17 protein-coding genes are annotated in these 23,889 nt (G+C 73.0%); 5 read left to right on the top strand and 12 right to left on the bottom strand.

Annotated elements, in window-relative coordinates; genetic code table 11:
• On the bottom strand, nt 1-467 hold a 467-nt coding region (locus tag RBJ77_RS38985), incomplete at its 3' end, for an RNA-guided endonuclease InsQ/TnpB family protein (RefSeq protein WP_372349305.1).
• A 155-nt stretch (nt 468-622) separates the two neighbouring features.
• Between RBJ77_RS38985 and cysC the strand changes: the two genes are divergently transcribed.
• Genes cysC through RBJ77_RS39000 form a run of 3 tightly spaced genes read left to right on the top strand, consistent with a single transcriptional unit; the run spans nt 623 to nt 3,566 of the window.
• Nucleotides 623-1,255 carry an adenylyl-sulfate kinase gene (gene cysC / locus RBJ77_RS38990; protein ID WP_372349306.1) on the top strand — a complete coding sequence of 211 codons (633 nt, stop codon included), beginning with the start codon at nt 623-625 and terminating at the stop codon, nt 1,253-1,255.
• Nucleotides 1,252-2,235 (top strand): sulfate adenylyltransferase subunit CysD, encoded by a 984-nt coding sequence (cysD, locus tag RBJ77_RS38995; RefSeq protein ID WP_372349307.1) that lies wholly within the window; start codon nt 1,252-1,254, stop codon nt 2,233-2,235. Before cysC ends, cysD begins: the two co-directional genes overlap by 4 nt.
• Nucleotides 2,236-2,237: 2 nt before the next feature.
• On the top strand, nt 2,238-3,566 hold the full coding sequence (locus RBJ77_RS39000) for a sulfate adenylyltransferase subunit 1 (protein ID WP_372349308.1): 1,329 nt from the start codon (nt 2,238-2,240) through the stop codon (nt 3,564-3,566).
• Nucleotides 3,567-3,581: 15 nt separating this feature from the next.
• Here the strand turns inward: RBJ77_RS39000 and RBJ77_RS39005 are convergent, their stop codons facing one another.
• From RBJ77_RS39005 to pqqA, 8 genes are all read right to left on the bottom strand, one after another.
• A complete protein-coding gene (locus RBJ77_RS39005) occupies nt 3,582-3,752 on the bottom strand; it encodes a hypothetical protein (protein ID WP_372349309.1) in 171 nt (56 codons plus the stop codon).
• A gap of 176 nt (nt 3,753-3,928) precedes the next feature.
• On the bottom strand, nt 3,929-5,215 hold the full coding sequence (locus RBJ77_RS39010; RefSeq protein WP_372349310.1) for an SGNH/GDSL hydrolase family protein: 1,287 nt from the start codon (nt 5,213-5,215) through the stop codon (nt 3,929-3,931).
• A gap of 102 nt (nt 5,216-5,317) precedes the next feature.
• Nucleotides 5,318-6,262, bottom strand: coding sequence for a transcriptional regulator (locus RBJ77_RS39015; protein WP_372349311.1), 945 nt, complete (start codon nt 6,260-6,262; stop codon nt 5,318-5,320).
• A 267-nt stretch (nt 6,263-6,529) separates the two neighbouring features.
• On the bottom strand, nt 6,530-7,426 hold the full coding sequence (gene pqqB / locus RBJ77_RS39020) for a pyrroloquinoline quinone biosynthesis protein PqqB (protein ID WP_372349312.1): 897 nt from the start codon (nt 7,424-7,426) through the stop codon (nt 6,530-6,532).
• Nucleotides 7,423-8,517 (bottom strand): pyrroloquinoline quinone biosynthesis protein PqqE, encoded by a 1,095-nt coding sequence (gene pqqE / locus RBJ77_RS39025; RefSeq protein WP_372349313.1) that lies wholly within the window; start codon nt 8,515-8,517, stop codon nt 7,423-7,425. The genes pqqB and pqqE overlap by 4 nt, the downstream gene beginning before the upstream one ends.
• Entirely contained in the window at nt 8,510-8,782 is a 273-nt protein-coding gene (pqqD, locus tag RBJ77_RS39030; protein ID WP_372349314.1) for a pyrroloquinoline quinone biosynthesis peptide chaperone PqqD, read from the bottom strand. The genes pqqE and pqqD overlap by 8 nt, the downstream gene beginning before the upstream one ends.
• Complete coding sequence (gene pqqC, locus RBJ77_RS39035; protein WP_255967948.1) at nt 8,779-9,507, bottom strand: pyrroloquinoline-quinone synthase PqqC; 729 nt, start codon at nt 9,505-9,507, stop codon at nt 8,779-8,781. Before pqqC ends, pqqD begins: the two co-directional genes overlap by 4 nt.
• A 26-nt stretch (nt 9,508-9,533) precedes the next feature.
• Complete coding sequence (gene pqqA, locus RBJ77_RS39040) at nt 9,534-9,644, bottom strand: pyrroloquinoline quinone precursor peptide PqqA (RefSeq protein WP_255967946.1); 111 nt, start codon at nt 9,642-9,644, stop codon at nt 9,534-9,536.
• A gap of 359 nt (nt 9,645-10,003) precedes the next feature.
• Between pqqA and abc-f the strand changes: the two genes are divergently transcribed.
• Both abc-f and RBJ77_RS39050 read left to right on the top strand, forming a co-directional pair.
• A complete protein-coding gene (abc-f, locus tag RBJ77_RS39045; protein ID WP_372349315.1) occupies nt 10,004-11,641 on the top strand; it encodes a ribosomal protection-like ABC-F family protein in 1,638 nt (545 codons plus the stop codon).
• A complete protein-coding gene (locus RBJ77_RS39050; RefSeq protein ID WP_372349316.1) occupies nt 11,634-13,373 on the top strand; it encodes an ABC-F family ATP-binding cassette domain-containing protein in 1,740 nt (579 codons plus the stop codon). The genes abc-f and RBJ77_RS39050 overlap by 8 nt, the downstream gene beginning before the upstream one ends.
• Here RBJ77_RS39050 and RBJ77_RS39055 read toward each other — a convergent pair.
• From RBJ77_RS39055 to RBJ77_RS39065, 3 genes are all read right to left on the bottom strand, one after another.
• A complete protein-coding gene (locus RBJ77_RS39055) occupies nt 13,370-13,924 on the bottom strand; it encodes a hydrolase (RefSeq protein ID WP_372349317.1) in 555 nt (184 codons plus the stop codon). The genes RBJ77_RS39050 and RBJ77_RS39055 overlap by 4 nt on opposite strands.
• 87 nt (nt 13,925-14,011) lie before the next feature.
• A complete protein-coding gene (locus tag RBJ77_RS39060; RefSeq protein ID WP_372349318.1) occupies nt 14,012-16,822 on the bottom strand; it encodes an alpha/beta fold hydrolase in 2,811 nt (936 codons plus the stop codon).
• Nucleotides 16,823-16,852: 30 nt separating this feature from the next.
• On the bottom strand, nt 16,853-23,875 hold the full coding sequence (locus RBJ77_RS39065) for an SDR family NAD(P)-dependent oxidoreductase (protein WP_372349319.1): 7,023 nt from the start codon (nt 23,873-23,875) through the stop codon (nt 16,853-16,855).
• Nucleotides 23,876-23,889 lie beyond the last annotated feature (14 nt).

Here is a 23,889-nt window from a genome sequence, read left to right on the forward strand (position 1 = left end):
GTCACCGTGGACGGCGCCGCCCCCTCGGGAAGCAGCCGGGACCACACGATGTCCAGCGGCTCACGCATCTTGGCCAGCGTCAGCACGCCGTCGCGGAAGCGGAAACCGGACGTGGTGTACTCAGCCGACTTCCGCGACTTCTTCTTCGACTTGAAGCGCGGGTACTTGGCCCGCTTGGCGAAGAAGTGGGTGAACGCTGTCTGAAGGTGCCGAAGACACTGCTGGAGCGGCACCGAGGAGACCTCGTTCAGGAACGCCAGTTCCTCGGTCTTCTTCCACGCCGTCAGCATCGCCGACGTTGCGTTGTAGTTGACCCGCTCCTGCCGCACCCACGCCTCAGTACGGGCCGCGAGCGCCATGTTGTAGACCTTGCGAACGCAGCCGAACGTGCGCGACAGCTCTGCTGCCTGCTCGTCCGTGGGATAGAAGCGGTACTTGAACGCCCGCTTCACACGCGTCGCGGTCACGCTCACAAACTAGTGAGGCTACGGGTGAAGACCAAATCCTGCAGGCCAGAGCACGGTCCTTCGCCCTGGCGGCGAAACCCCGCTCGCTGCCCTGCTCCGCAGGAGCTTCATTTCCTCCCCCACCTCCAGGTGGGGGTATCCACGAAGGAGCCCCGATGACAACGCAGCTTCCGGAATCAGCGCGGACCCCGCACGGGCCACCGCACGAGACCCGGCACGGGAACAGGACGCGGAGCGGACCCATCTGCACCTGCCGGCCGGGCGCGACGGTGTGGCTGACCGGCCTGCCGAGCGCCGGGAAGACCACGCTCGCCCGTGCCCTGGCCGAACGGCTGCGGGCCGACGGGCGCCGGGTCGAGGTGCTGGACGGCGACGAACTCCGCTCGTCGCTCTGCGCGGACCTGGGCTTCAGCCGCGCCGACCGCCAGGCCAACGTCCAGCGCCTCGGCTTGGTCGCCGAGGTACTGGCCCGCAACGGGGTCACCGCCCTGGTGCCGGTGATCGCGCCCTACGCGGCCGACCGGGAGGCCGTCCGCAGACGCCACGAGAGCAGCGACACCCCCTACTTGGAGGTGCACGTCGCCACGCCGGTCGAGGTGTGTGCCGAACGCGACGTGAAGGGCCTGTACGCGCGGCAGGCGGCCGGCCGGCTCACCGGGCTGACCGGCGTGGACGACCCGTACGAGCGGCCGGAGTTCCCCGATCTGCGGATCGAGACGCACACCCGGGGCGTGGCCGAGTGCGCGGCGGCCCTGCACGCGCTGCTGACCGAGAGGGGGCTGGCATGACGACGGTCGCCGCACCCGGGACCGCCCCGGAACGCACGGGCTCCCCGCGCACCGGAGCCACCCGGCGCCCGGTCCGCGACGCTCCGCACGCGTTGAGCCACCTCGACGTGCTGGAGTCGGAGGCGGTGCACATCTTCCGCGAGGTGGCGGGTGAGTTCGAGCGGCCGGTGATCCTGTTCTCCGGCGGCAAGGACTCGATCGTCATGCTGCACCTGGCGCTGAAGGCGTTCACCCCGGCCCCGTTGCCCTTCGCCCTGCTGCACGTGGACACGGGACACAACTTCCCCGAGGTGCTTGCCCATCGCGACCGCGTGGTCGCCGAGCACGGTCTGCGGCTGCACGTCGCGTCCGTGCAGGACCACATCGACCGGGGCGTGCTGCGCGAACGCCCGGACGGCACCCGCAATCCGCTGCAGACGGTGCCGTTGACGGAGGCCATCAGGAGCGAGAAGTTCGACGCCGTGTTCGGCGGCGGGCGCCGTGACGAGGAGAAGGCCCGCGCCAAGGAGCGCGTCTTCTCGCTGCGCGACGAGTTCTCGCAGTGGGACCCGCGCCGTCAGCGCCCCGAGTTGTGGCAGCTCTACAACGGCCGCCACGCTCCCGGTGAGCACGTCCGCGTCTTCCCGCTGTCCAACTGGACCGAGCTGGACGTCTGGCAGTACATCGCTCGGGAGACCATCGAGCTGCCCTCGATCTACTACGCGCACGAGCGGCCGGTGTTCGACCGCGACGGCATGTGGCTGACGGCCGGCGGCTGGGGCGGCCCCAAGGAGGACGAGACGGTCGAGACCCGTCTGGTGCGCTACCGCACCGTCGGCGACATGTCCTGCACCGGCGCCGTCGACTCCGACGCCGACACCGTGGAGAAGGTGATCACGGAGATCGCCGCGTCCCGGCTGACCGAGCGGGGCGCCACCCGCGCCGACGACAAGATGTCCGAGGCCGCGATGGAAGACCGCAAGCGCGAAGGGTACTTCTAGCCATGTCTGTTGCCACCGTTGCCGCTGACGCCGCTGACGCCACTGACGCCACTGACGCCACTGACGCCACTGAAGTCGACACACTGCGCTTCGCCACCGCCGGGTCCGTGGACGACGGCAAGTCCACCCTGGTCGGACGGCTGCTGCACGACTCCAAGTCGGTCCTCGCCGACCAGCTGGAGGCCGTCGAGCACGTCTCGCGCGGCCGCGGCCAGGACGCCCCCGACCTCGCGCTGCTCACCGACGGGCTGCGGGCCGAACGCGAGCAGGGCATCACCATCGACGTCGCCTACCGCTACTTCGCCACGCCCCGCCGCCGGTTCGTCCTCGCGGACACCCCCGGCCACGTCCAGTACACCCGCAACATGGTGACGGGCGCCTCCACCGCCGAGCTGACGGTGATCCTGGTCGACGCCCGCCACGGCATCGTGGAACAGACCCGCCGGCACGCCGCGATCGCCGCGCTGCTGCGCGTCCCGCACCTCGTGCTCGCCGTCAACAAGATGGACCTGGTCGACTTCGCGCGGCCCGTCTTCGACGCTCTCGCCGAGGAATTCGCCGCGTACGCACGCGAGTTGGGCCCGGGCGTCGGGGAGATCACCGCCATCCCGGTCTCCGCGCTCGCCGGCGACAACGTGGTGGAGCCCTCCCGGAACATGGACTGGTACGCGGGGCCCACCCTCCTGGAGCACCTGGAGACCGTCTCCGTCGGCGACCGCCCGGACGACGGGCCCGCCCGGATCCCGGTGCAGTACGTCATCCGCCCGCAGATCGCCGAGCACCGTGACTACCGCGGCTACGCCGGGCAGATCACCTCCGGCGTCGTGCGCGTCGGCGACCCGGTGACCGTGCTGCCCACGGGCCGCGCGAGCACCGTCGAGGCGATCGACCTGCTCGGCGAGGCCGTCGGGACCGCCTGGGCGCCGCAGTCGGTGACGGTGCGGCTCCGGGACGACATCGACATCTCGCGCGGTGATCTGATCGCCCCGATCGACGCGGCGCCCACGGTCACCCGGAAGGTGAGCGCCGTGGTCTGCCACGTCGCGGACCGTCCGCTCGCCGTCGGCCAGCGGGTGCTGCTCAAGCACACCACCCGTACGGTCCAGGCGGTCGTCGACGCGATCCCCTCCCGGCTCGACCTCGACGACCTCTCCCCGTGCCCGGACCCCGGGCAGCTGTCGGCGAACGACATCGGCCGGGTCCTGGTCCGCACGGCCGAGCCGCTCGCGCTCGATCTGTACGCGGAGTCCCGCCGTACGGGGTCGTTCCTGCTGATCGACCCCGCCGACGGCACGACGCTCACGGCCTGCATGGCCGACGGCACCGGCTGACCCGGGGGGCCGGCCTCAGTCCGTCCCGGTCGGCACCACGCAGTTGTCCGGCTGCGGCCGGCCCTCCGGCCAGCCGAGCCGTACGAGGTGGGCGGGGAGCTGCGCGTCCGTGGGCGCCGCCCCCCCGTGCGGGGCAGTGGCGACGGCGAGCCGGTCGTGGTGGCCGTGCTCGCGGTCCGCGAGCACGGGTCTGACCAGGGTGCGCCCGAGGACGGAGGCGGCCCGGTCGGGGAGCGGCGCGGGCCGCCCCGCGTGGGCGAGGCCGCCGAATCCGCCGTGCGGCGGGCAGTGCCGCCCTGCTCACCGTCGGGACCGGTGACCAGGCCGTCCTCTTGGAGGAGCTCCTCGCTTCCGAATTCCGCTCAGCGCAGGAGCTGCAGCGGGAACGCCCGGGCCATCGCCGCCATCCCCGCGTCATTGGGGTGCAGACCGTCTCCGCCGTTGTACGCGGGGAGCAGCCGGCCGGGCCGGTCGGGGTCGCGGACGGCGGCGTCGAAGTCGACGACTCCGTCGAACGCGCCGCTCGTGCGGATCCAGTCGTTGACCGCCTGCCGGACCGCCTCCCGCTGCGGGGTGTAGTAGCCGAGGACGTCGCCTTCGAAGGGCAGTATCGTCGCGCCGAGCATCCGCAGGCCGTGCTGGTGGGCCCGCTGGATCAACTGCCGGTATCCCTCGATGACTTCGGCGGCGGTCACCTCCTCGGTCGTGGGGGCGACGAGGCCCGGTGAGCCGAGGTCGTTGACGCCGAGGAGCACGGTGACGCTGCGTGCGCCCGGCTGCTTCAGCACGTCCCGGTCGAACCGCTTGAGCCCGCTCTCGCCGAAGTACGCGGCGAAGGACTCGGCGGGCGTGCCCGGGACCGGGTTCGGGTCGCGCAGCAGCCGGTTGCCGCCGATGCCCGCGTTGACGACGCCGGTGCCCGCCAACTGCCGGTCACCGCGCAGCCGTTCGGCGAGCAGGTCGGGCCAGCGGTGGTTGGCGTCGACCGTGGTGTGCTCGCCGTCGGTGATGGAGTCGCCGAGGGTGACGAGCGCCGCGTCCGCCGTCCCGGCGGCTGTGTCGACCGCGACGCCGGACAGGAAGTGCCAGGACGTGACGGTCGCGGTCGGCGTCAGGTCGGGCTTGCCGGTGACGTCGCCGGCCGCGACGAAGTTGTTCTGGTACGCCGCCGAGTGCACGGTGCCGCCGGGGGTGCGCTCGGGCAGGTAGAGGCTGATGACGAGGTCGCCGCCGGCGGTCGTGGGCAGCGGGACCGGGTCGCTCCAGCGCTGGGTGCCCGGCGCGAGGGTCGTCGACGTGCTGCCGTCGAAGCGCAGTGCGCGGTCGGTGCCGGTGTCGACGGCGGTCGCGGGGCCGCCCGCCGCCGGGAGCGCGGCGTGCGCCTCGCCGATCGTCAGCGGCGTCGTACCGAACTCGTTGGTGAACCGCACCCGGACGCTGTGTCCGGCGACCGACAGGTGGACCTTCTGCCGCAGGGTCTGGTCCTCGTAGACCGTGGTGTCGGTGGCGGGCACGGTGGTGGGCGGGGCCGCCCAGGTGCCGATGAACGTGCCGGTGCCGGTGGCGCCGTGGGCGACGGGCGCCGGGGCGAGGGCCGGGGCGAGCACGGCGAGGGACGCGGTCAGCAGCGCGGATATGCCTCTGCGCATGGGGCGTTCGTACCTTTCCTTGGGGGGTGTGCGGCCGCGGGCGGCCGTGGTGCGGCGGTGTTCAACTGCGCGGCCACGGCAGTTGAACACCGCCGGGCGGGGTCAGCCGGAGTCGCCGACCTCGCGCGCGAACTGCGCCCACATGCCGGCGTACTTCCTCGCCAGGTCGGCCACCAGGTCCGTGCAGTGCGCGGGTACGACCTCGGCCATCAGCAGCAGTTCCCGCGGCTCCAGGGCGTTGCGCTGCAACAGGCGGAGCAGTTGGCGGCCGCTCTCCTTGTGCCGCAGCGACGGGTCGCGCAGGAGCTTGTCCATGGGCGAGACATCGGCCGAACGGACCGGCTGGATCGGGTGGACGGCGGCCGGGACTTCCCGAAGGGCTTCGTGGGCATCGTCGGTGGTGCGCGGTTCCGGTACGGGTGACCGGCCCACGACGAGTCGTTTGCGGACGTCGCTGACCGTCGCCGGTGAGATGCCGGCCTCCCTGGCCACCTCGCGCAGCGAGGCCCGGGGCCGCTCCGCCAGCAGTTCGGCGGCCTTCCAGCGGCCCTCGGCGCCGTCCAGCGGACGGACCCGGCCGTCCCTGCCCCGGCGGGCCCGCGGGTGGGGCGTCGCGCCGTCCGACGCGGATCGCAGCGCGGCCACGGTCTTGGCGCCGATGCCGGCGGTGCGCGCCACGGCCCGGTCCGACAGGTGCGGCCACTGGGCGAGGATGCGCTCCGCCGCGGCTCTGCGGTCCTCCCGGGACAGAGGCAGGCCGTGCGCCGTGTTGGACCGGACGGCGAGCAGGAACGCCTCCTCGGCCGCGCCGTCGAAGAACCGCGCCTCGATGGTCGTACGGCCCTGGACGCAGGCGGCCATGACGCGGTGCATGCCGTCGATCACCCGCAGCGTGGACCGCTCCACGAGGATCGGCGGCAGCGGTTCGTCGAGCTCCGCGAGGCGGGCGACGTGCGCGGCGTCCTCTCCTTGGAGGCGGGGCGAGTAGCCGGGCAGGAGCGACGCGATCGGGACCGATTCGACGTCCTCGCCGAGAGTTCCGGCCATGGCCGCCGCCGCCGTCGTCGTGGCAGGCGCGTCGGAATCCCCGCGCGCCGCGTCGAAAAGAAGTGCATGGGAATCGGGCATGGAACTCACTCATCTCCCCCGCATTTCGGCTCACTGGCCGCCTGGCCGGGTTCTGAACGGTACACAGCTTCGTCCGCCACGGGTAACACGGGCCATCGACATACGAGTCAGAATTACTGGAGGAACACTGAAGGAATGCTTGGGGAACGCTTGAGGAGTACTCGGAGATTCAAGAAGTCCCCAGGCTCAGACAATGAGTTCGGCGCCGTCCGGCAGCACTTCCGCGCCGGCCCCGCGCATCGTTTCCGTGGCGGCGGACCCGGGATCGAGCAGCGGGTTGGTGTTGTTGAGGTGGGTGTAGATCCGGCGCGGTCGGCGATGGCGGGCGAGGCGGGTGAGGCTGCCGCCGGGGCCGTCCACGGGCAGGTGTCCCATCAGCGGCTGGCCGGCGTCTGCGGTGCGCACGGCGCTGCCCAGTTCGTCGGCGCTGAAGAAGGTGCCGTCCAGCAGGGCGCAGGACGCCGAGGCCAGCAGGTCGTCGAAGCCGTCGGGCCAGACGGCCAGGCACGGCGCGTACAGGAGTACGCCGCCGGTCGCCGGGTCCTCGATGCGGTAGGCGACCACCCAGGGGACGCCGGGGTCCGGATCAGCCACGTACTTGGGGGCCTTGGCGCTGACCGGGTGCGCGGTGACGGTGAGTCCGCCGGACAGGGCGAAGCCGCCGGCGACGGTGCTGTCCCGCCACTCCCAGGGCGCGTAGCGGTCCAGCAGACCGCGCAGCGGCAGGCCGGTGGTGAGCGCGTCGCGGACCGGCGGCGCGGCGTGCACCGTGAGGTCCGCGCCGCCGCGCAGCACGGTCAGCCCCAGTGCGTGGTCGACCTCGGCGTCGGTGAGCAGGACGCCGCGCACGGGGGTGTCGCGCGGACCGGGGCCCGGCGTCAGGGCGGGCGCGGCGAGGAGCTGGGTGCGGATGTCGGGCGAGGCGTTGAGCAGCCACCAGTCCCGTCCGTCGCCGCTGACGGCGACGGACTCCTGGGAGCGTGCGGGCAGTTCGCCGCGGTGGGCGCGGACGCACAGCGCGCAGGCGCAGTTCCACTGCGGGAAGCCGCCGCCGGCCGCGGTGCCGAGCAGGATCACCTTCACGGCGCCACCGGTACGCGCGGCACGAACGCCGGTGCGGGCCCGTCGGTGACCTCCGCGAGCGCCGCGTCGACGAGGTTCCGGTGCGGGGACAGACCGCAGGCCGGGTCGGTGGCCGCGGCGTCGCCGGTGAGTTGGAAGGCCTGGCAGCGGCAGCCGCCGTGGTCGGTGTGCCGCTCCGGGCAGCTGCGGCACGGGTCGCGCATCCAGCCGGTGCCGCGGTAGGCGTTGAACGCCCGCGAGGCGTACCAGATCTCCGCGAGCGGGCTGCGCAGCACGTTCTCCGTCGGCAGGGTGGTGATGGCGTACGCGGCGGGGCACGGCAGCACGTCGCCGGTGGGGGTGACGGTGAGCTGGGTGTTGCCCCAGCCGTCCATGCACGGCTTGGGCCGGTCGTCGTAGTAGTCGGCGGCCACGTAGACCAGTTCGGGGCCGCCGGCGTGCCGTTCGCGGGCGCGCCGCACCGCGTCGCGCGCGGTGGCGAGCTGGCCGGCGGTGGGCATCAGAGCTGCGCGGTTGCGCAGCCCCCAGCCGTAGTACTGGGTGTTGGCGAGCTCGATCCGGTCGGCGCCCAGGGAGACGGCGAGGTCCACGATCCGCTCGACCCGGTCGATGTTCCCGCGGTGCAGCACGACGTTGACGGTGAGCGGGAGTCCGGCGGCGGTGACGGCTTCGGCGGCCTTGAGCTTGGCGGCGTGCACCCGGGCCCCGGCGATCCGGTCGCCGGACTCCGGGTCGGCGTCCTGGAGGGAGAGCTGGACGTGGTCGACGCCGCGCTCCGCGAGGTCCCGCGCCCGCTCGGCGGTCAGGCCGACGCCGCTGGTGACCAGGTTGACGTAGGCGCCGAGCTGCCGGGCGTGGCCGACCAGGTCCGGCAGGTCGGGGCGGGCGAGGGGTTCGCCGCCGGAGAAGTGCATCTGCACGACGCCGAGTTCACGGGCCTGGGTGAGGATGTCCAGCCACTGCTCGCGGCTCAGCTCGGCGGAGCGGGCGGCGAGTTCGAGGGGGTTGGAGCAGTATGGGCAGTGCAGGGGGCAGCGGTGGGTCAGCTCGATCAGCATGCCCAGCGGCGCGGCGACGGCCGGCTCAGCCATCCAGGTCCACCACCCTGCGCTCCGCGAGGCGCAGCAGCAGCTCGCAGACGTCCTCGGTGCGCACGCCCTCGTAGTCCTGGCCGAGGCGCTCGACGATGCGGGTGACGGAGGCGGTGCCGTCGCAGTGGGCGAGCACCGCGGCCGCGGTGTCGTTGAGGACCACGACGCGTTCGGGCAGCAGGGCCAGCTCGCCGCGGGCGGGGTCGCTGGTGAGCCGGACTCCGGGCCGCAGGCGCGGCACGGTGGGCTCGGGCAGGCCGGTCATGTCCGCGGTGCTCCGTTTCCGGTGTGGTAGTCGAGCGAGTCCAGGACGGCGGTCAGGACCTGGCACTTGAAGGCCAGGGCCCGGACGCAGGCCTCCTGCTGTGCCCGGGTGACGGCGTGCCGGACGACCAGGTCGAGCAGGGAGCGGCCCTCGGGTCCGACCACCTCGATGCGTGCGGTGAAGTACTCGAAGCCCTCCTCCGCGATCCACGGGTAGTGCTCCCGCAGCCGGCCGAGGCGGTGGGCGAGCAGGCCGGGGGAGAACAGTTCGGTGAGCCCGGACGCGGCGGCCTCCAGCCAGGGGCGGCGGCGCGCGAAGTCCACGTAGGCGTCCACGGCGAAGCGGGTGCCCGGAAGGACGAGGTGCTCGTCGAGCACGTCGTCCTTCCGGAGCCCGACCGCTTCGCCCAGTCGCAGCCACTTCTCCGCGCCGCCCGACGCGGCGTCCGTCCCGTCGTGGTAGACGATCCTGGACAGCCACTGTCGCCGCACCTCGGGCAGCGGGCAGTTGGCCACGATCGCGGCGTCCTTCTGGGGCAGGCAGCGCTGGTAGTACCAGCGGTTGGCCGCCCACAGCCTCAGCTCGTCCTGGCCCAGCAGACCGTCGTGCATCCGACGGTGGAAGGGGTGCCGGTCCCAGTACGAGGACTCCAGCGCCTGCAGCTCCTGCCGGAATTCGGCCTCGCTCCAGGGCGCGTCCACCTCGTGCGTCACGGACATCGCCATGCCTGCGTCCTTTCTGCGGCGGAGGGTCAGTCGCGGCTGAAGTAGGCGGTGACTTCCATGCCGGTGTCGAAGGAAACGAAATCGGGACGGTGCCATGCCGTCTTCTCGGTGCGGAGTTCCTTGTCGGCGATTCGCATGCGACGCTCCTTTTCACAGAACGGTGTTTTTTCGAATGAAGCGAGGGCGACACTAACGATGCACGTGAAGAGTCTGCAATGTTCAGGGCTTGTGTTGCGCTCAAGAATGTGTCTTGCGGCGCACGCGTATGAACATGCTTTCTCTCCAGGGCAGTTGGCCGATGACCCGATTCCACCGGCGGTGCCTTCTCCTTCTGCTACGGTGATCAGCAGATGGTGTGAGAGCGAGGGAGAGGTAGCCGTGGTGATCGCGGGTGACGACGACATCTCCGTGTGAGACCGGGATGTCGCACGTGCTCTGACCACACACCCCATGGGTGCGCTTCGGTGCGCCCGCATCATCTGCGAGGCATGCGTCTATGTCCGATGCCGGAATCGTCTGCTCGAACCTTTCCTTCTCCTGGCCCGACGGCACTCCCGTGTTCCACGACCTGTCCTGGACCGTGGGCGACGGCCACACCGGCCTGGTCGCACCGAACGGTGCGGGCAAGTCCACCCTGCTGCGCCTGATCGCGGGCGAACTGAGCCCGAACCGCGGCTCCGTGACCGTCAAGGGCCTGCTCGGTTACCTCCCCCAGAACCTTCCGCTGACCGGTGACCTGACCGTGGCCGAGGTGCTCGGCATCGCGCCGGTCATCGAGGCCCTGAACGCCATCGAGTCCGGCGACGTGGCCGAGGAACACTTCGCCGTGGTCGGCGACGACTGGGACATCGAGGAGCGCAGCCGGGCCCAGCTCGACCGCCTCGGCCTCGACGGCGTCCCGCTGACCCAGCGGCTGCACGCCCTCAGCGGCGGCCAGGTCGTCTCGCTCGGCCTGGCGAACCAGTTGATCAGACAGCCCGACGTGCTGCTGCTCGACGAACCGACCAACAACCTCGACCTGGACGCCCGCCGCCGGCTCTACCAGGTGCTGGAGAGCTGGACCGGTTGTCTGCTGGTGGTCAGTCACGACCGGGCGCTGCTGGACCGGATGGACGGCATCGCCGAACTCGACGCGGGCGACATGCGGTGGTACGGCGGCAACTACAGCGACTACGAAGAGGCCGTGCGCGGCGAGCAGGAGACCGCCGAGAAGAACATTCGCACCGCCGAGCAGCAGGTCAAGCGGGAGAAGCGGGAGATGCAGCAGGCCCGTGAGCGGGCCGCGCGCCGGGCCGGGGTCGGCGCCCGCGCCGCCGCGAAGGGCAGCATCTCCAAGATGGCCGCCGGTACCCTCAAGCGGCGCGCCCAGGAGTCGGCGGCCAAGTCCAACGACACGCACGGCCAGCGTCTCGCCGACGCCAGGACGCGGCTGGACGAGGCGAGCCGGATGCTGCGGGACGACCGCAGGATCTCGCTGGAGCTGCCCGACACCAACGTCCCGGCGGGCCGGACCGTCTTCCTCGGCGAGGACATCAACGTCCGCTACGGCGAGCGGGACCTGTTCGCGGGCGACGGGGTGGCCCTCACCGTCCGGGGTCCTGAGCGGATCGCGCTGACCGGCCCCAACGGCGCGGGCAAGTCCACGCTGCTGCGGGTGATCAGCGGTGAACTGACGGCGCGCAGCGGCGAGTTCAAGCGGGCGGACGGCCGCATCGCCTATCTGTCCCAGCGTCTCGACACCCTGCCGCTGGACCGCACCGTCGCGCAGTGCATGGCCGACTACGCGCCGCACAAGCCGGAGGCGGAGCGGCTGACCCTGCTGGCCCGCTTCCTCTTCCGCGGGGCCGCCGCGCACCTGCCGGTCGGATCCCTGTCCGGCGGCGAGCGGCTGCGCGCCACCCTGGCCTGCGTCCTGGGCGCCGAGCCCGCGCCGCAACTGCTGCTCCTCGACGAGCCGACCAACAACCTCGACCTGGACAGCGTCGAGCAGTTGGAAGGGGCCCTCAACTCGTACGAGGGCGCGTTCGTCGTGGTCAGTCACGACGAGCGGTTCATCAAGGAGATCGGGGTGAACCGCTGGCTGCGGATGTCCGACGGCCGGCTGCGGGAAACGGGGGCTCCCGACGATGAGTGACGCCTCCTCCGACCTGCCCGGCGGGCAGGACGTCCTGTCCGCCGACCACCGCTCGGCGCATCTGCTCGCCGAGAACCTGCACTGCGTCCTGGGCGACCGCGTGGTGCTGCACGACGTGTCGCTCAAGGTCTCGCACGGCGAGCGGGTGGGCCTCATCGGCGAGAACGGGCGCGGCAAGTCCACCCTGCTGCGCGCCCTCGCCGGTGACCTCGCCCCGCAGCGCGGCGAGGTGGTGCGGGCGGTGACGGGACACGTGGGGTTCCTGCCCCAACAGCCGGACTTCCCGGCCGAGTTCACCATCCATGACGTGCTGGCCCGGGCGACCGCGCAGTTCGCCGAGATGTCCGCGCGGATGCGGGCCGCCGAGGAGCGGATGGCGTCCGACGAGGGCGACCTCGCCGCGGTCCTCGACGAGTACGGGCGGCTCCAGGAGGAGTTCGACCGGCGCGGCGGCTGGGAGCTCGGCGCCCGGATCGGCGAGGTCCTCGACGTGTTCGGGCTCGCCGGGATCGACCGGGGCCGCGGCGTGCGGACCCTGTCGGGCGGCGAACGGTCCCGTCTCGCGCTGGCCGCGCTGGTGCTCGACGAACCGGCCGGGCTGCTGCTCGACGAGCCGACGAACCACCTCGACGACCGGGCGGTGGACTGGCTCGTCCAGTGGCTCACCGCCTATCGGGGCCCGTGTCTGATCGCCTCGCACGACCGGGCGCTGCTGGACACGGCGGTCACCGCCATCGTCGACCTGGACGGCCCCCGCGGCTCCACCGTCCGCTACGGCGGCGGCTACCGCGACTACCTCGCCGAGCGCGCCGCCGCCCGGGAGCGCTGGTGGCAGCGGTACCGCGAGTGGAGCAAGGAGCTGGCCGAGGCGCGGCGGCGGGTGCAGCGGGCCGCCACCAGCGGGCGGGTCTACAGCGGCCGGGCCGACAACGACAAGCTGTCCTACGACGCGGCGGGCAGCGGCGCCGAACGGGCCGTCGCCCGCACGGGGCGCGCCGCCCAGCTGCATCTGCAGCGGCTGCTCGGCGAGGCGGTGCCACGGCCGCCGGAGCCCCTCGACTTCGCTCCCCCGCAGGACGCGGAGGCCGCGGAGGCCGGGAAGGCGGCTGACGGGGTCCCGGAGCCGGCCGACGGCGTGCTGCTGCGGGCCACCGGGGTGAGCGTCGGAGAGGTGCTGCGGGCGGCGGACCTGGAACTGGCCGCGGGCAGCCGGTTCGTGATCAGCGGTCCGAACGGCGCGGGCAAGTCGACGCTGCTCTCGGTCCTGGTGGGCGAGCGGGCACCGGACGCCGGCCAGGTGTGGCGGGCACCGGGGCTGCGTATCGGATACCTGCCGCAGGACAGCGACTTCGGGGCGGAGCGGTGCGGTCTCCTCGACGCGTTCGCCGCGCGCCGCGCGGCCCATGTCGAGGACGCCGCCGCCGAGTTGACCCGGTTCGGACTGTTCGGCGCCGACGACTTCGACACGCCCGCGAACCGGTTGTCCATCGGCCAGTGGCGGCGCCTCGACCTCGCGCTGCTCTTCGCCGCGCGGCCGCACCTGCTGCTGCTCGACGAGCCCACCAACCACCTGAGCCTGGTGCTGGTGGAGCAGTTGCTGGACGCGGTGGACCGCTTCACGGGGCCGGTCGTGACCGTCACCCACGACCGGGCCCTGCGCGAACGCCACCGCGACCGGCTCCTGGAGCTGTCCGACGGGAGACTGACCGGGCCGGGGCCCGGGCGTTCCTAGCGGATGTAGCGGCCGTCCAGGTACTTCTTCGCCAGGTCGAGGTAGCGCGCGTCCTCGGAGTTGCGGATCAGCTCGAAGAAGAACATCTCCCGCGTGATCAGGTGGACCCCGTGCCGGCGCAGCCGGTCGAGGCCCAGCTCGTGGTCCGCCTGGTTGCGGGCGGAGACGGTGTCGGCCAGCACGAACACCGTCTTGCCCTGCTCCAGCAGGCTCAGCGCCGACTGGAGGACGACGACGTGGGTCTCCGCACCGGCCAGCACGTACTGGTCCCGGTCGGAGGCCGCCACGTACTGCGCGATGGGCTCCTCGCGCAGCAGGTCGAAGTGCTCCTTCTCCAGCCGGGTCGCGCCCTCGGCCGCCTCGTGCAGCGACAGGGAGAGCCCGCCCAGCTTCTTGTGCTCGGTGAGCAGCACCGGGAGGTCGAACTCCCGCGCCACCTCCGCCGTCCAGCAGGTGTTGTGCAGCAACTGGGTGCCCTCGATCAGCAGCGGAACGAGCTCCAGCTGCATGTCGAAGAGGACGACCGACGCCTTGTCCGCGTGTACGAGCATGTCCCGCAACCGATCCTTTTCGTAATGGGTGAGAGGGGTGGGAGTGGTGAGAGGGGTGGGTCGAGTGGTGTCGTGCGGCGGCGCGGGTCAGTCCCGCTCCGCCCAGAACTCCGTCAGCGTCCTGTTGAAGTCCCGGGCCGCGGTGAGCGGCACGTAGTGCCCGTGGTCAGCGAACTCGCGCAGCCGCACGCCGGGCACCCGGGCGTACTGGGCGACCGCCGCCTCGTCGAGGACGCAGTCGCCGAGCCCGCGGACCACCAGGCAGTCCGTGCCGAGGCCGGGCAGCCGGTCGACGACGTCGAAGGCGGTCAGGGACGTGTAGTAGGAGCGCAGGATGTCCATGGAGGCGTTCGTGCTGAACTTCTCGGCCAGGTTGTCGCCCGCGCCGAACACCGCCTCCAACAGGCCGCTGTGCAGGCGCAGTTCCTCGCGCAGGTCCAGGGTGCGCTCGAAGGCGTCCTCGCCGTAGCGGGGCGCGCAGCTGACGAGGGTCAGGGAGGCGACCCGCTCCGGGTGGCTCAGGGCGGTCAGCGTGGAGATGCAGCCGCCCAGGGACCAGCCGACCAGGTCGGCCGGGCCGCCGACGGTGTCCAGGAGGAAGTCGGCGACCTCGTCGGCGAGCGCCTCGAAGGAGAAGCGCTCCTCGTCGAAGGACGTGCCCTTGTGTCCCGGGTACTCGGGGACGTAGATCTTGCGTCCCGCGCGCAGCAGCGCCGGGATCTGCTGGGTCCACGCCCGCTCGTCGCAGTTGAGCGGCGGGAGCAGCAGGGTGGGCCGCCCGGTGTCGCCGTACTGGGACCACTGGATCAGCGGCGTCGCCTGCCGGGCCCGGTCGGACGGATGGGCCGGGGTCCGGTCCGGCGTCGGCCCGGCCGCCGGGCGGCCGCCGATGGCGGCGGCGAGGTCGGCCACCGTCTCGTGGCGGAAGAGGTCGTGCGCCTTGATGGCGCTGCCGGCCTTCTGGTACGGGCTCAGGAGCTGGATCGCCGAGAGCGAGTCCAGGCCGAGTGTGACGATCCTGGTGCCGGGCACGACCTCGTCCGACCCGTCCTCGAAGCCCAGCAGGGCCGAGAGCCGGTCGCACAGTTCACGCACGAGCCCGTCGAGTTCGTCGGGTCCGTCGAGTTCGTCGTTCACGGGGTCCGGGCCCCTTTCGGGTGCTGATTCGGGTGCGAGGGGTGCCACGGGTTCTTCCAGGACCCAGTGGCGCTTCTTCTCGAAGGGGTAGGCGGGCAGCGCGAGCGGGGCCAGGTCGGCCGGTGCGTCGAGGCGGCGGCCGAGGGCCCCGGTCGTGTCGTGCGTGCGCCACAGGACGACCAGGTCGCGCAAGGTGTCGTCGAGCCGGTCGATGTCCGCGGACCTGGGGGTCCTGCCGTGCTCCTCCGCGGGCCGCTCCTGCGCGGTCAGTGCGGCGCGCAGTTCGTCGCGGGAACGGGCCACAACCACCAGCTCGTGCGGCAGGCGCGGGCGGCGCAGCAGCAGTTGGGACAGGTCACGGAGCAGGTGCTCGGGCAGCTCGGCGACCAGGTCCGCGGTGGCTGCCGCCAGGGCGGCGAGGCTGTCGCGCGACGCGGCCGACAGGCAGAAGGGCAGCGACCGCCCCTGGCGGCGGTGCACGGCGTCCGCGTCGGCGGGGGCGGCGGGCAGCTTGCGCAGGACCACGTGCCCGTTGGAGCCGGTGAAGCCGAACGCGCTGATGGCGCAGAGCGGTTTGTCCTGCGGCCACGGCAGCGGTTCCCGGTTGATCTGGAACGGCGCGACGTCGAGGTAGGAGACGCTCTCGTCGTCGGCGGCGGCCACCGGCGGGATCGTGTCGTGGTGGAAGGCGAGCAGCGCCTTGATGACACTGGCCAGCCCCGAGGCCACCAGCGTGTGCCCGATGAGCGGCTTCACGGCGCCGAGGTGACAGCCGTCGCCGCCCGCCGCACGGAAGGCGGAGCGCAGGCCCTCCAGCTCGATGGGGTCGCCCAGCGGTGTCCCGGTGCCGTGCGTCTCCAGGTAGGCGATCTGCGACACGTCGATGCCCGCGCGCGCGTAGAGCCCGGAGATGAGCCGGGCCTGCGGCTGCGAACTCGGTGCCATCAGGCCGTTGGTGGTGCCGTTGTGGTTGGTGCCGGTCGCCTGGACCGCGCCGTAGATCCGCAGGCCCCTGGCCCGCGCCTCGTCGTGCCGCATGACCACGAGCGCCGCGGCGCCCTCGGCCGGGACGAAGCCGTCGGCGGCGTCGGTGAAGGGCAGCGACGTGCCCTCGGGCGAGCTCATCCGGGAGCGCTGGGCGAACCGCAGCACCTCCGGGGTGCTGAAGACCGACACGGCGCCGACGACCGCGGCGCGGCACTGCCCGGCCCGGACGTTGAGCACCGCCTCGTGCAGCGCCGCCAGCGACGACGAGCACGCGCTGTCCAGGGTGATCGAGGGGCCGGTGATGTCGTAGAAGTAGGAGATGCGGCCCGACAGCGTCGAGGGCGCGTTGCCCAGGAAGCTGTGGGTGCCGTAGACGACGTCGCTGCGCTGCGCCACCAGTGAGCGGTAGTCGCCGGGCAGTCCGGCGACGAACACGCCGCAGTCCAGGTCGCGCAGGTCCGCGGGCGTCAGATAGCTGTCGTCGACGGCGTGCTGCACCGACTGCAGCAGGATCCGCTGCTGCGGGTCCATGCACTGGGCCTCGTTCGGCGAGACGCGGAAGAACCGCGCGTCGAAGTCCTGGTGCCCGTCGAGGAACCCACCGACGAAGCCCGCGCCGTGGTCGGGTTCCTGCCCCGCCCAGCGCCGGGTGGTGCCCACGGCGCTGCGGCCGTCCCGCAGCCGCTCCCAGTACTCCGTCAGGCCGTCGCTGCCGGCGAACCGGCAGGCCATGCCGACGACGACCGGGGTGTCGTCCTCAAGCAGCTCGTCCATGCCCACTCCCGATTCCGTTGCTGGTGCCGGTCACTCGAACCAGAACCGGTTCTGCTCGAACGCGTAGCCCGGCAGGTGCAGCCGGCCGAACCGGCCGTCGTCGAACATCGATCGCCATGCGAACTCCTCGCCCGCCACGTAGCGGTCCCGCAGGTCCTCCAGTGCCGCGCGGTGACCGGGGTCCGCCGCGTCGGGCAGCGTCACCCGGTGGGTGGTCAGCCGCTGGGGGCGGCACTTGGCCACGTCCTGCGGGCGTGCCTGCGCCAGCCGCTGCCGCAGCTCGGCGGTGTCGGCCACGACCCAGGCCGTCCGGTACTCGAAGTGGTCGCGGCCCGCCGCCAGGGTGTGGGCGATGTCCGCGAGGTCCGCTCCCCTGCCCTCGGGGCCGTCCAGCCACGCCAGCAGGCCGTCCCGCATCCGGGCGAGCGAGGCGGCGGAGCGGGCGCTGAGCGGGACGACCCAGTGCGGCCGGGACACCGTGCGGGCCGGCGGCGCGGCGGGCGCCTCGGAGAGGACCACGTGCGCGTTGGACCCGCCGAACCCGAAGGAGCTGACGCCCGCGACCAGCGGGGTGCCGCGCTCCCACGCCTCGTTCTCCAGCAGCAGCCGGAACGGCGAACCGGCCAGCTCCACCAGCGGGTTGCGCTCCTTGAAGTTGACGTTCGCCGGCAGCCGCCGGTGGCGCAGGCACAGCAGCAGCTTGAGCAGCCCGGCCATGCCGGCGGCGGGCTCCAGGTGGCCCACGTTCGTCTTCACCGCGCCGAGCGTGATGCTGCCCTGCTCGCGGTGCGGCGCCAGCCCCTCGAACGCGGTCCGCAGCGCGCCGATCTCGATCGGGTCGCCGAGGTGGGTGCCGGTGCCGTGCGCCTCGATGTGGGAGACGCGGTCGGCGAGTTCGGGGGTGTAGACCCGCTGGAGGAGGGCGACCTGCGCCTCGGGGTTGGGGGCGGTCAGCGAGTTGGAGCGGCCGTCGTGGTTCTCGGCCGTCGCCTCGACGACCGCGAGCACGGCGTCGCCGTCCCGCCGGGCGTCGTCGAGCCGTTTGACCACCACGCAGCCCACGCCCTCGGCCCGTACGTATCCGTTGGCGTCCTTGTCGAAGGTGGCGCAGCGGAAGTCCGGGGAGAGCACGCCCAGTCGGCTCGCCGCGTCGGTGGCGGCCGGGTCGACGAGCACGCTGACGGCGCCCACCAGGGCCACGTCGCACTCCCCCGCGGCGAGCGAGAGCACACCCCGGTTCAGCGCCACCAGGCCGCTGGAGCAGGCCGTGTCGACGGTCTGGCTGGGGCCGGTGAAGTCGAGCAGGTGGGAGACGCGGTTGGCGAGCATGGCGTGCGCGTTGCCCGTGACCGTGTACGGGTGGGCCCAGTCGTCGCTGTGCTGGAGCGCCGTCTGGTACTCGCTGAACTGCACGCCGGCGAAGACGCCGACGTCGCGCAGGGAGCCCGGTGCGTAGCCGGCGTCGAGCAGCGCGTTGTAGGCGCTCTGCAGGAAGATCCGGTGCTGCGGGTCCATGAGCATCGCCTCGCGGGCGGACACCCCGAAGAAGGAGTGGTCGAAGGCGTCGTAGGCGTCGATGGTGCCCGCGAAGTACGGCTGGTCGCGGTCCTTCCACCGGTCGACCGGGCGGATGGCGCTGCCGTTCTCGACCAGCAGCCGCCAGAAGTCCGCGAGGTCCTCGCCGCCGGGCATGATGCCGCTCATCCCGATCACGGCGTACTTGCCGCGCCCGGTGTCCTGCGGCTCCGGCGACCGCTCCTGGGGCTGGGGTTGGGGCCGTGGCTGGGGCTCGGCCAGTTCCGGGGCCTGTTCCCTGGCCGGGTTCGGGGCCTGCGCCTGGGCCGGTGCGCCCTGGTCCCTCAGGTAGGCGGCCAGCGTGCTGATGGTGCTGTACTTGAAGAGCGCGTTGGGCGGGGTCTCCACGCCGAACTGCGGGCCCAGGTCACGGGCCAGGCTCTGGAGCATCACCGAGTCGTAGCCGAGATCGCCCCAGGTGCGGTCGACCGGGATGTCCTCCGGCCGCAGTCCGGTCCGGGCGCGCACCAGCTCCGTGAGCCGCGCGCCGATGTCCTCCAGCGTCGCGCGGGAACCGTCGGCCGAGGAGCGCGCGACGGCCGGGGCTGCCCGAGTGACCGTCGCGGCCGGCAGCAGCCGCTGCCGCAGCAGCTCCGCGTCGCCGACGCACGGCACGACCTGGTGGCAGTCGTCAGGGACGCCGTCGACCAGGTCCGCGAAGAGCTCGGCGCCGCGCCGCGAGGAGAGCGGCTCCATGCCGAACTGGCCGCGCAGGAACGCGGCGAGCGACTGGTACTGCTCGCGCCGCTCGTCCTCGGCGTCCAGCCACAGCGGCCAGTTGACCGACAGGCTCAGACCGCTGCGCTCGCCGTCGGCCACGCGCCGGGCGCGCTCGGCGGCGAACTCGTCGAGGTAGCGGTTGGCGGCGATGTAGTCGCTCTGCCCGGTGTTCCCCATGACGCTGGAGATCGACGAGAAGACGCAGAAGAAGTCCAGGCGCAGCCCGGCGGTGCACCGGTCCAGGTTCAGCGTGCCCCGCGTCTTCGGGGCGAGCACCGCCTCCGCGTCCTCCACCGACTTGTTCTGTACGAGGGAGTCCCTGACGACGCCCGCGGAGTGGATGACGCCGTGCAGGCCGCCGAAGCGCTCGCGGATCGTCTCGACGAGCTCCCGGGTGCCGGCCATCGAGACGATGTCCGCCTGCTCGTAGTGGAGTCCGGGCCTGGCGGCGATCCACTGCCGCTGCGCGTCGTCGGGCGCGGACCGGCCGACGGCGATGACCGTGGCGTCGTAGCGCTCGGTGAGGAGTTCGGCGACGGCCCGGCCGACCTTGCCCAGGCCGCCGGTCAGCAGGTACGTCCCCCGGGTGCGCAGCCGGGTGCCGGTGGCGCGGCCGAGTTCCGTCAGTTCGCGGGTCTGCCGCGTCCCGCCGTCCCGGCGGACCTCGGTGAGCGGCCGGCGGGCGGCGCGCAGTTCGTCGAGGAGCGGCCGCCAGCCGTCGGCGAGCGCGTCGCCGGGGCCGGTGCGGCGCAGCTGCACGGTACGGACGTGCGGGTTCTCCTCCGCGAGTCCGTGCAGGAACCCGGCCCGCGCCCGCACCTCGGCCGGGTCGTCCTCGTGGGTCACGCCGAGGATCGTCGACGGGGTGCGGCAGCCCTGGAGGGCCTTGGCGAAGGCCAGTTCGGCGGCGACCGTCACCTCGCGCCGCAGGTCAAGCCAGTACAGGTGGTCCTGGTCCGGCTCGCCGGCGAGGTGCCGGAGCTCGTCCCCGGGCGGCACCTGGACCAGCCGGGTGCCCGCGGGCGGGTCGGGCAGCCGGTGCTCGCGGCCGGGGTCGGTGAGGACGAGGACGCACGGCACCGGGGAGTCGGCGGGGCCGTCGGCCGGCTGCGGCCACCACACCGGGGTGAGCAGCAGTTCGCCGGCGTCGGCGGCCGGGGCGCGGGTGACCGGTGGGGCGGTGGCGGCCGGGGCCGTGGTGGCCGAGATGAGGACTGCCGGGGCGGAGGGCGTGGCGCGGGCCGGGCCGGTCGTGTGGTCCAGCGCGTCGGCCACGTACCGCTCGTCGGCGAAGGGGTAGAGCGGGGCGTCCACCAGCATGCGGACGGGGAACAGTGCGGTGAAGTCGGGGGTGTCGCCGTCCAGGTACGCCGCGGCCGCCCCGGTCCAGGCGTCGCCGGCCCCCGCGCCGTCGGCCGGACCCCGGCCGCCGTCGCGCAGCCGGTCGGCCAGCTCCCGGGTGCTCGACGCCCAGTAGCCGCGCCTGACCCGGTGGTGCTGGCGGGCGCAGCACAGGGTGTAGCTCAGCCCGTACAGGTACGACGCGGTGTCGGGGGCGTCGTCGAGCGCCGCGAGGAGGTCGTCGGCACGGCGCCGCACGGCGGCCTCGTCCCGTCCGGAGAGCGGGACGAAGTAGCGCGGGAACGCGGGGGTGTCCGGGCGCGGTGCGACGTACTCCTGGATGATCGCGTGACCGTTGGAGCCGCCGGCGCCGAACGCGCTCAGTCCGGCGAAGCGGGTGGGGGCGCTGCCCCTGGCCCAGGGCAGCGGCTCCTTGACGAGGGCGAAGCGCGAGTCGTCGAGGTGCAGGTCGGGGTTCTCCAGGGCGCAGTGGAGGGTGGGCGCCAGGGTCCGGTGGGCGAGCTGTTTGACGACCTTGACGAGTCCGGCCAGCGCCGCGGCGGACTCCAGGTGGCCGATGTTGCTCTTCGCCGAGCCCAGGTGGGCGCGGCCCTGCTCGGGCCCGCCGTAGGCCTGCCGCAGCGCGCGCACCTCGATCGGGTCGCCGAGCCGGGTGCCCGTGCCGTGCGCCTCGACGTAGGTCACCGCGGACGGTTCGATCTCCGCGCGGGCCAGCGCCGAGGCGATCACGCGGTGCTGGGCGCGTTCGGACGGCACGGTGAAGCCGGCCGTCCTGCCACCGGAGTTCACCGCCGTCGACCGGACGACGGCGTGCACGCGGTCGCCGTCCCGCACGGCGTCGGACAGCCGCTTGAGGACCACGGCGGCGGTGCCCTCGCCGGGGACGTAGCCGTCCGCGTCGACGCCGAAGGCCTGGCAGTGACCGGTGGGGCTGAGGAACTTGCCCTCGGACAGCAGCCGGTACTTGCCCGGGTGCGTCATGAGGTTCACGCCGCCCGCCACGGCCGTCGCGCAGTCCCCGTCGCGGATGCTGCGGACGGCCAGGTGCAGGGCGGTGAGCCCGCCGGAGCACATCGTGTCCAGGGCGATGCTCGGGCCGTGCAGGTCGAAGGCGTACGAGACCCGGTTGGCCAGGGCGGCGAAGGAGCTGCCGATGACCCGGTCGGGGGCGGTGAGGTCCTGGTAGTGGCCGAACATCGCGGCGACGAAGACGCCCACGTCGCCGGTCGGCCGGGCGAAGTGCCCCGAGTCCTCCAGGGCGTGGTAGACGGACTGCAGGAAGCGGCGCTCCTGCGGGTCCATGTACCGCGCCTCCAGGGGCGCGATGTTGAAGAAGACGGGGTCGAAGTCCAGGGCGTGGTCGAGGAATCCGCCGTGCCGGCCGTACGAGGTGCCCGGCTCGTCCGGTGCGAAGGAGTGGGCGTCACGCCAGTCCCAGCGGTCGCCGGGGATCACCCGGACCGAGTCGTCGCCCCGCAGCAGCGCCTGCCAGTACGCCTCGGTGTCGGCGCCGCCGGGGAACTCGCCGGCCATGCCGATGATGGCGATGTCGTCGGGGCGGTAGGCGTCGGGCTCGGGAGTGTCGGGCTCGGGAGTGTCGGGTTCGGGGGTGGCGGTCTCGGGGGTGGCGGTCTCGGGGATGACAGGGGCGGCGGGCGCGGCGGGCGGCGTGAACACCGGGGCCGGGGTCGGACTTGGGGCAGGTGTCGCGGCGGACCGCACGGCCCGATGGTGCTCCGGACGGACCGGCTGCACCGACTCCGCGGACCGCTCCCCCGACTGCTCGCCCGGCTGCTCCCCCGCGACCGAAGTCTCCAGCTCCGCACGGAAGTTCTCGGTGAGGTACGCGCCGAGCTCGGCGACCGTCGGGTACTCGAAGAGGACCGCCCGGCTCAGCCGGGACGACCCGGTGATGCCCAGGCGGGTCTCGATGTCCCGGCTGATGCGGATGCTGCCGACGCTGTCCAGGCCCCGGTCCAGCAGGTTGTCGTCGTCGCGCAGGTGCCGCAGGCCGCTGTGCCGGACGACGAGGTCGCGCAGCCACCGGGTGGTCAGGGCGAGCAGGTCGGGGACGGCGGTGCCCGGCACGGCGGCAGCGGGCGCGGCGGCCCGCGGCTCGGCCGCCGGTCCGGCCTCCGCACCCGCGTCGCCGTCGATATTCAACTCACCCTCAAAAACGGCCAGTTGACGCACGCCGCAGGCGATGGCCGACATCAGCACGTCGCAGGCCCGCTCGGGGGACATCGCCCGCAGCCCGGAGTCGTCGTCGGGCATCTGCATGCCGTCGGTGTCCCACAGGCCCCAGTTGACGCTGTGCCAGTCGGGCCGCAGCGCGGTGAGCCGGTCCAGGAACGCGTTGGCCGCTCCGTAAGCCGCCTGGCCGACGTTCCCGGTGACGCCGGTCAGCGAGCTGAAGTGCACCACCGTGGCGGGCCGGTGCGGTCCGGTCACGGCCGCCAGGTTGAGGGCCGTGGCCACCTTCGGCCGCAGCACGTTCTCCAGCCGGTCGGGCGTCAGGTTGTACAGCAGGCAGTCGTCCAGCACACCGGCGAGGTTGAACACCGCCTTGACCGGACCGAACTCGTCGTGGACGTAGCGCAGCGCACCGTCGAGCGCCGCGAACTCGTCGGCGGGCGCGCCGAGATGGCTGCGCACCCCGGCTTCCCGCAGCGCCTCCCGCGCCCGCGGGTCGGGGGTGCCGCGGCCCACGACGAACACGTCGGCGCCGCAGGTCCCGCTCAGGTACCGGCACAGCCGGCGTCCGACGCCCCCGGTGCCGCCGATGACGACGACGCGGTCGCCCGCGCCGAACACGTCGGTGGGCCGCACGGTGTCCAGCGCCGCCGGTGCGTGGCCGAGGCGGCTGATCCGGTCGCCGTCGGCCCGCAGCCGCGCCCCCGGGTGGCGGGCGCCTGCCGCGGTCCACGCGCGCAGGCGTTCCGGGGTGACGGTGCCGTCGTGGACGACCTCCGTGTGCACGAGCGGGCATTCGAGCGCGGCGGTGCGGGCCATGCCGTCGAGCAGTGCGGGCAGCGCGTCACCGGCACGGGAGAGCGTGACGAGGTGGACGCGGCGGCCCGATGCCCGTACGGCCTGGAGCAGCGCGAGCCCGGCGCGGGCGAACCGCACCGCCGTGCCGTACTCGGCCTGCCCGCCGGACGGCGCGCCGCCCCAGGCCACCACCAGGGTGGTGGCGCGGGCGGTGTGCCGTCGCACCTCCTGCGCGAGCCGGTCCTCACCCAGGGTGGCGGGATCGGTGTAGCAGCACTCGGCGCCGAGGGAGCGGGCCGCCGCCGCGATGTCCTCCCGGTCGGTGACCACGACGGTGGTACCGGCCGGCTCGCCGGGTCCGTCCGGGGCGGCGAGGTCGGTGTACCGAGGGGCTAGCGATTCCATGGGTCATCCCCGAG

This window comes from Streptomyces sp. KL116D (assembly GCF_030766975.1).
GTDB lineage: Bacteria > Actinomycetota > Actinomycetes > Streptomycetales > Streptomycetaceae > Streptomyces > Streptomyces longispororuber_A.

Coding starts and splice junctions, on each gene's coding strand:
- pqqE (WP_372349313.1), bottom strand. CDS start 8,517: ATGGCTGAGCCGGCCGTCGCCGCGCCGCTGGGCATGCTGATCGAGCTG.
- pqqD (WP_372349314.1), bottom strand. CDS start 8,782: ATGACCGGCCTGCCCGAGCCCACCGTGCCGCGCCTGCGGCCCGGAGTC.
- RBJ77_RS39065 (WP_372349319.1), bottom strand. CDS start 23,875: ATGGAATCGCTAGCCCCTCGGTACACCGACCTCGCCGCCCCGGACGGA.
- abc-f (WP_372349315.1), top strand. CDS start 10,004: ATGTCCGATGCCGGAATCGTCTGCTCGAACCTTTCCTTCTCCTGGCCC.
- cysD (WP_372349307.1), top strand. CDS start 1,252: ATGACGACGGTCGCCGCACCCGGGACCGCCCCGGAACGCACGGGCTCC.
- RBJ77_RS39055 (WP_372349317.1), bottom strand. CDS start 13,924: ATGCTCGTACACGCGGACAAGGCGTCGGTCGTCCTCTTCGACATGCAG.
- RBJ77_RS39050 (WP_372349316.1), top strand. CDS start 11,634: ATGAGTGACGCCTCCTCCGACCTGCCCGGCGGGCAGGACGTCCTGTCC.
- RBJ77_RS39000 (WP_372349308.1), top strand. CDS start 2,238: ATGTCTGTTGCCACCGTTGCCGCTGACGCCGCTGACGCCACTGACGCC.
- RBJ77_RS39015 (WP_372349311.1), bottom strand. CDS start 6,262: ATGGCCGGAACTCTCGGCGAGGACGTCGAATCGGTCCCGATCGCGTCG.
- RBJ77_RS39060 (WP_372349318.1), bottom strand. CDS start 16,822: ATGGACGAGCTGCTTGAGGACGACACCCCGGTCGTCGTCGGCATGGCC.
- cysC (WP_372349306.1), top strand. CDS start 623: ATGACAACGCAGCTTCCGGAATCAGCGCGGACCCCGCACGGGCCACCG.
- pqqC (WP_255967948.1), bottom strand. CDS start 9,507: ATGGCGATGTCCGTGACGCACGAGGTGGACGCGCCCTGGAGCGAGGCC.
- RBJ77_RS39010 (WP_372349310.1), bottom strand. CDS start 5,215: ATGCGCAGAGGCATATCCGCGCTGCTGACCGCGTCCCTCGCCGTGCTC.
- pqqA (WP_255967946.1), bottom strand. CDS start 9,644: ATGCGAATCGCCGACAAGGAACTCCGCACCGAGAAGACGGCATGGCAC.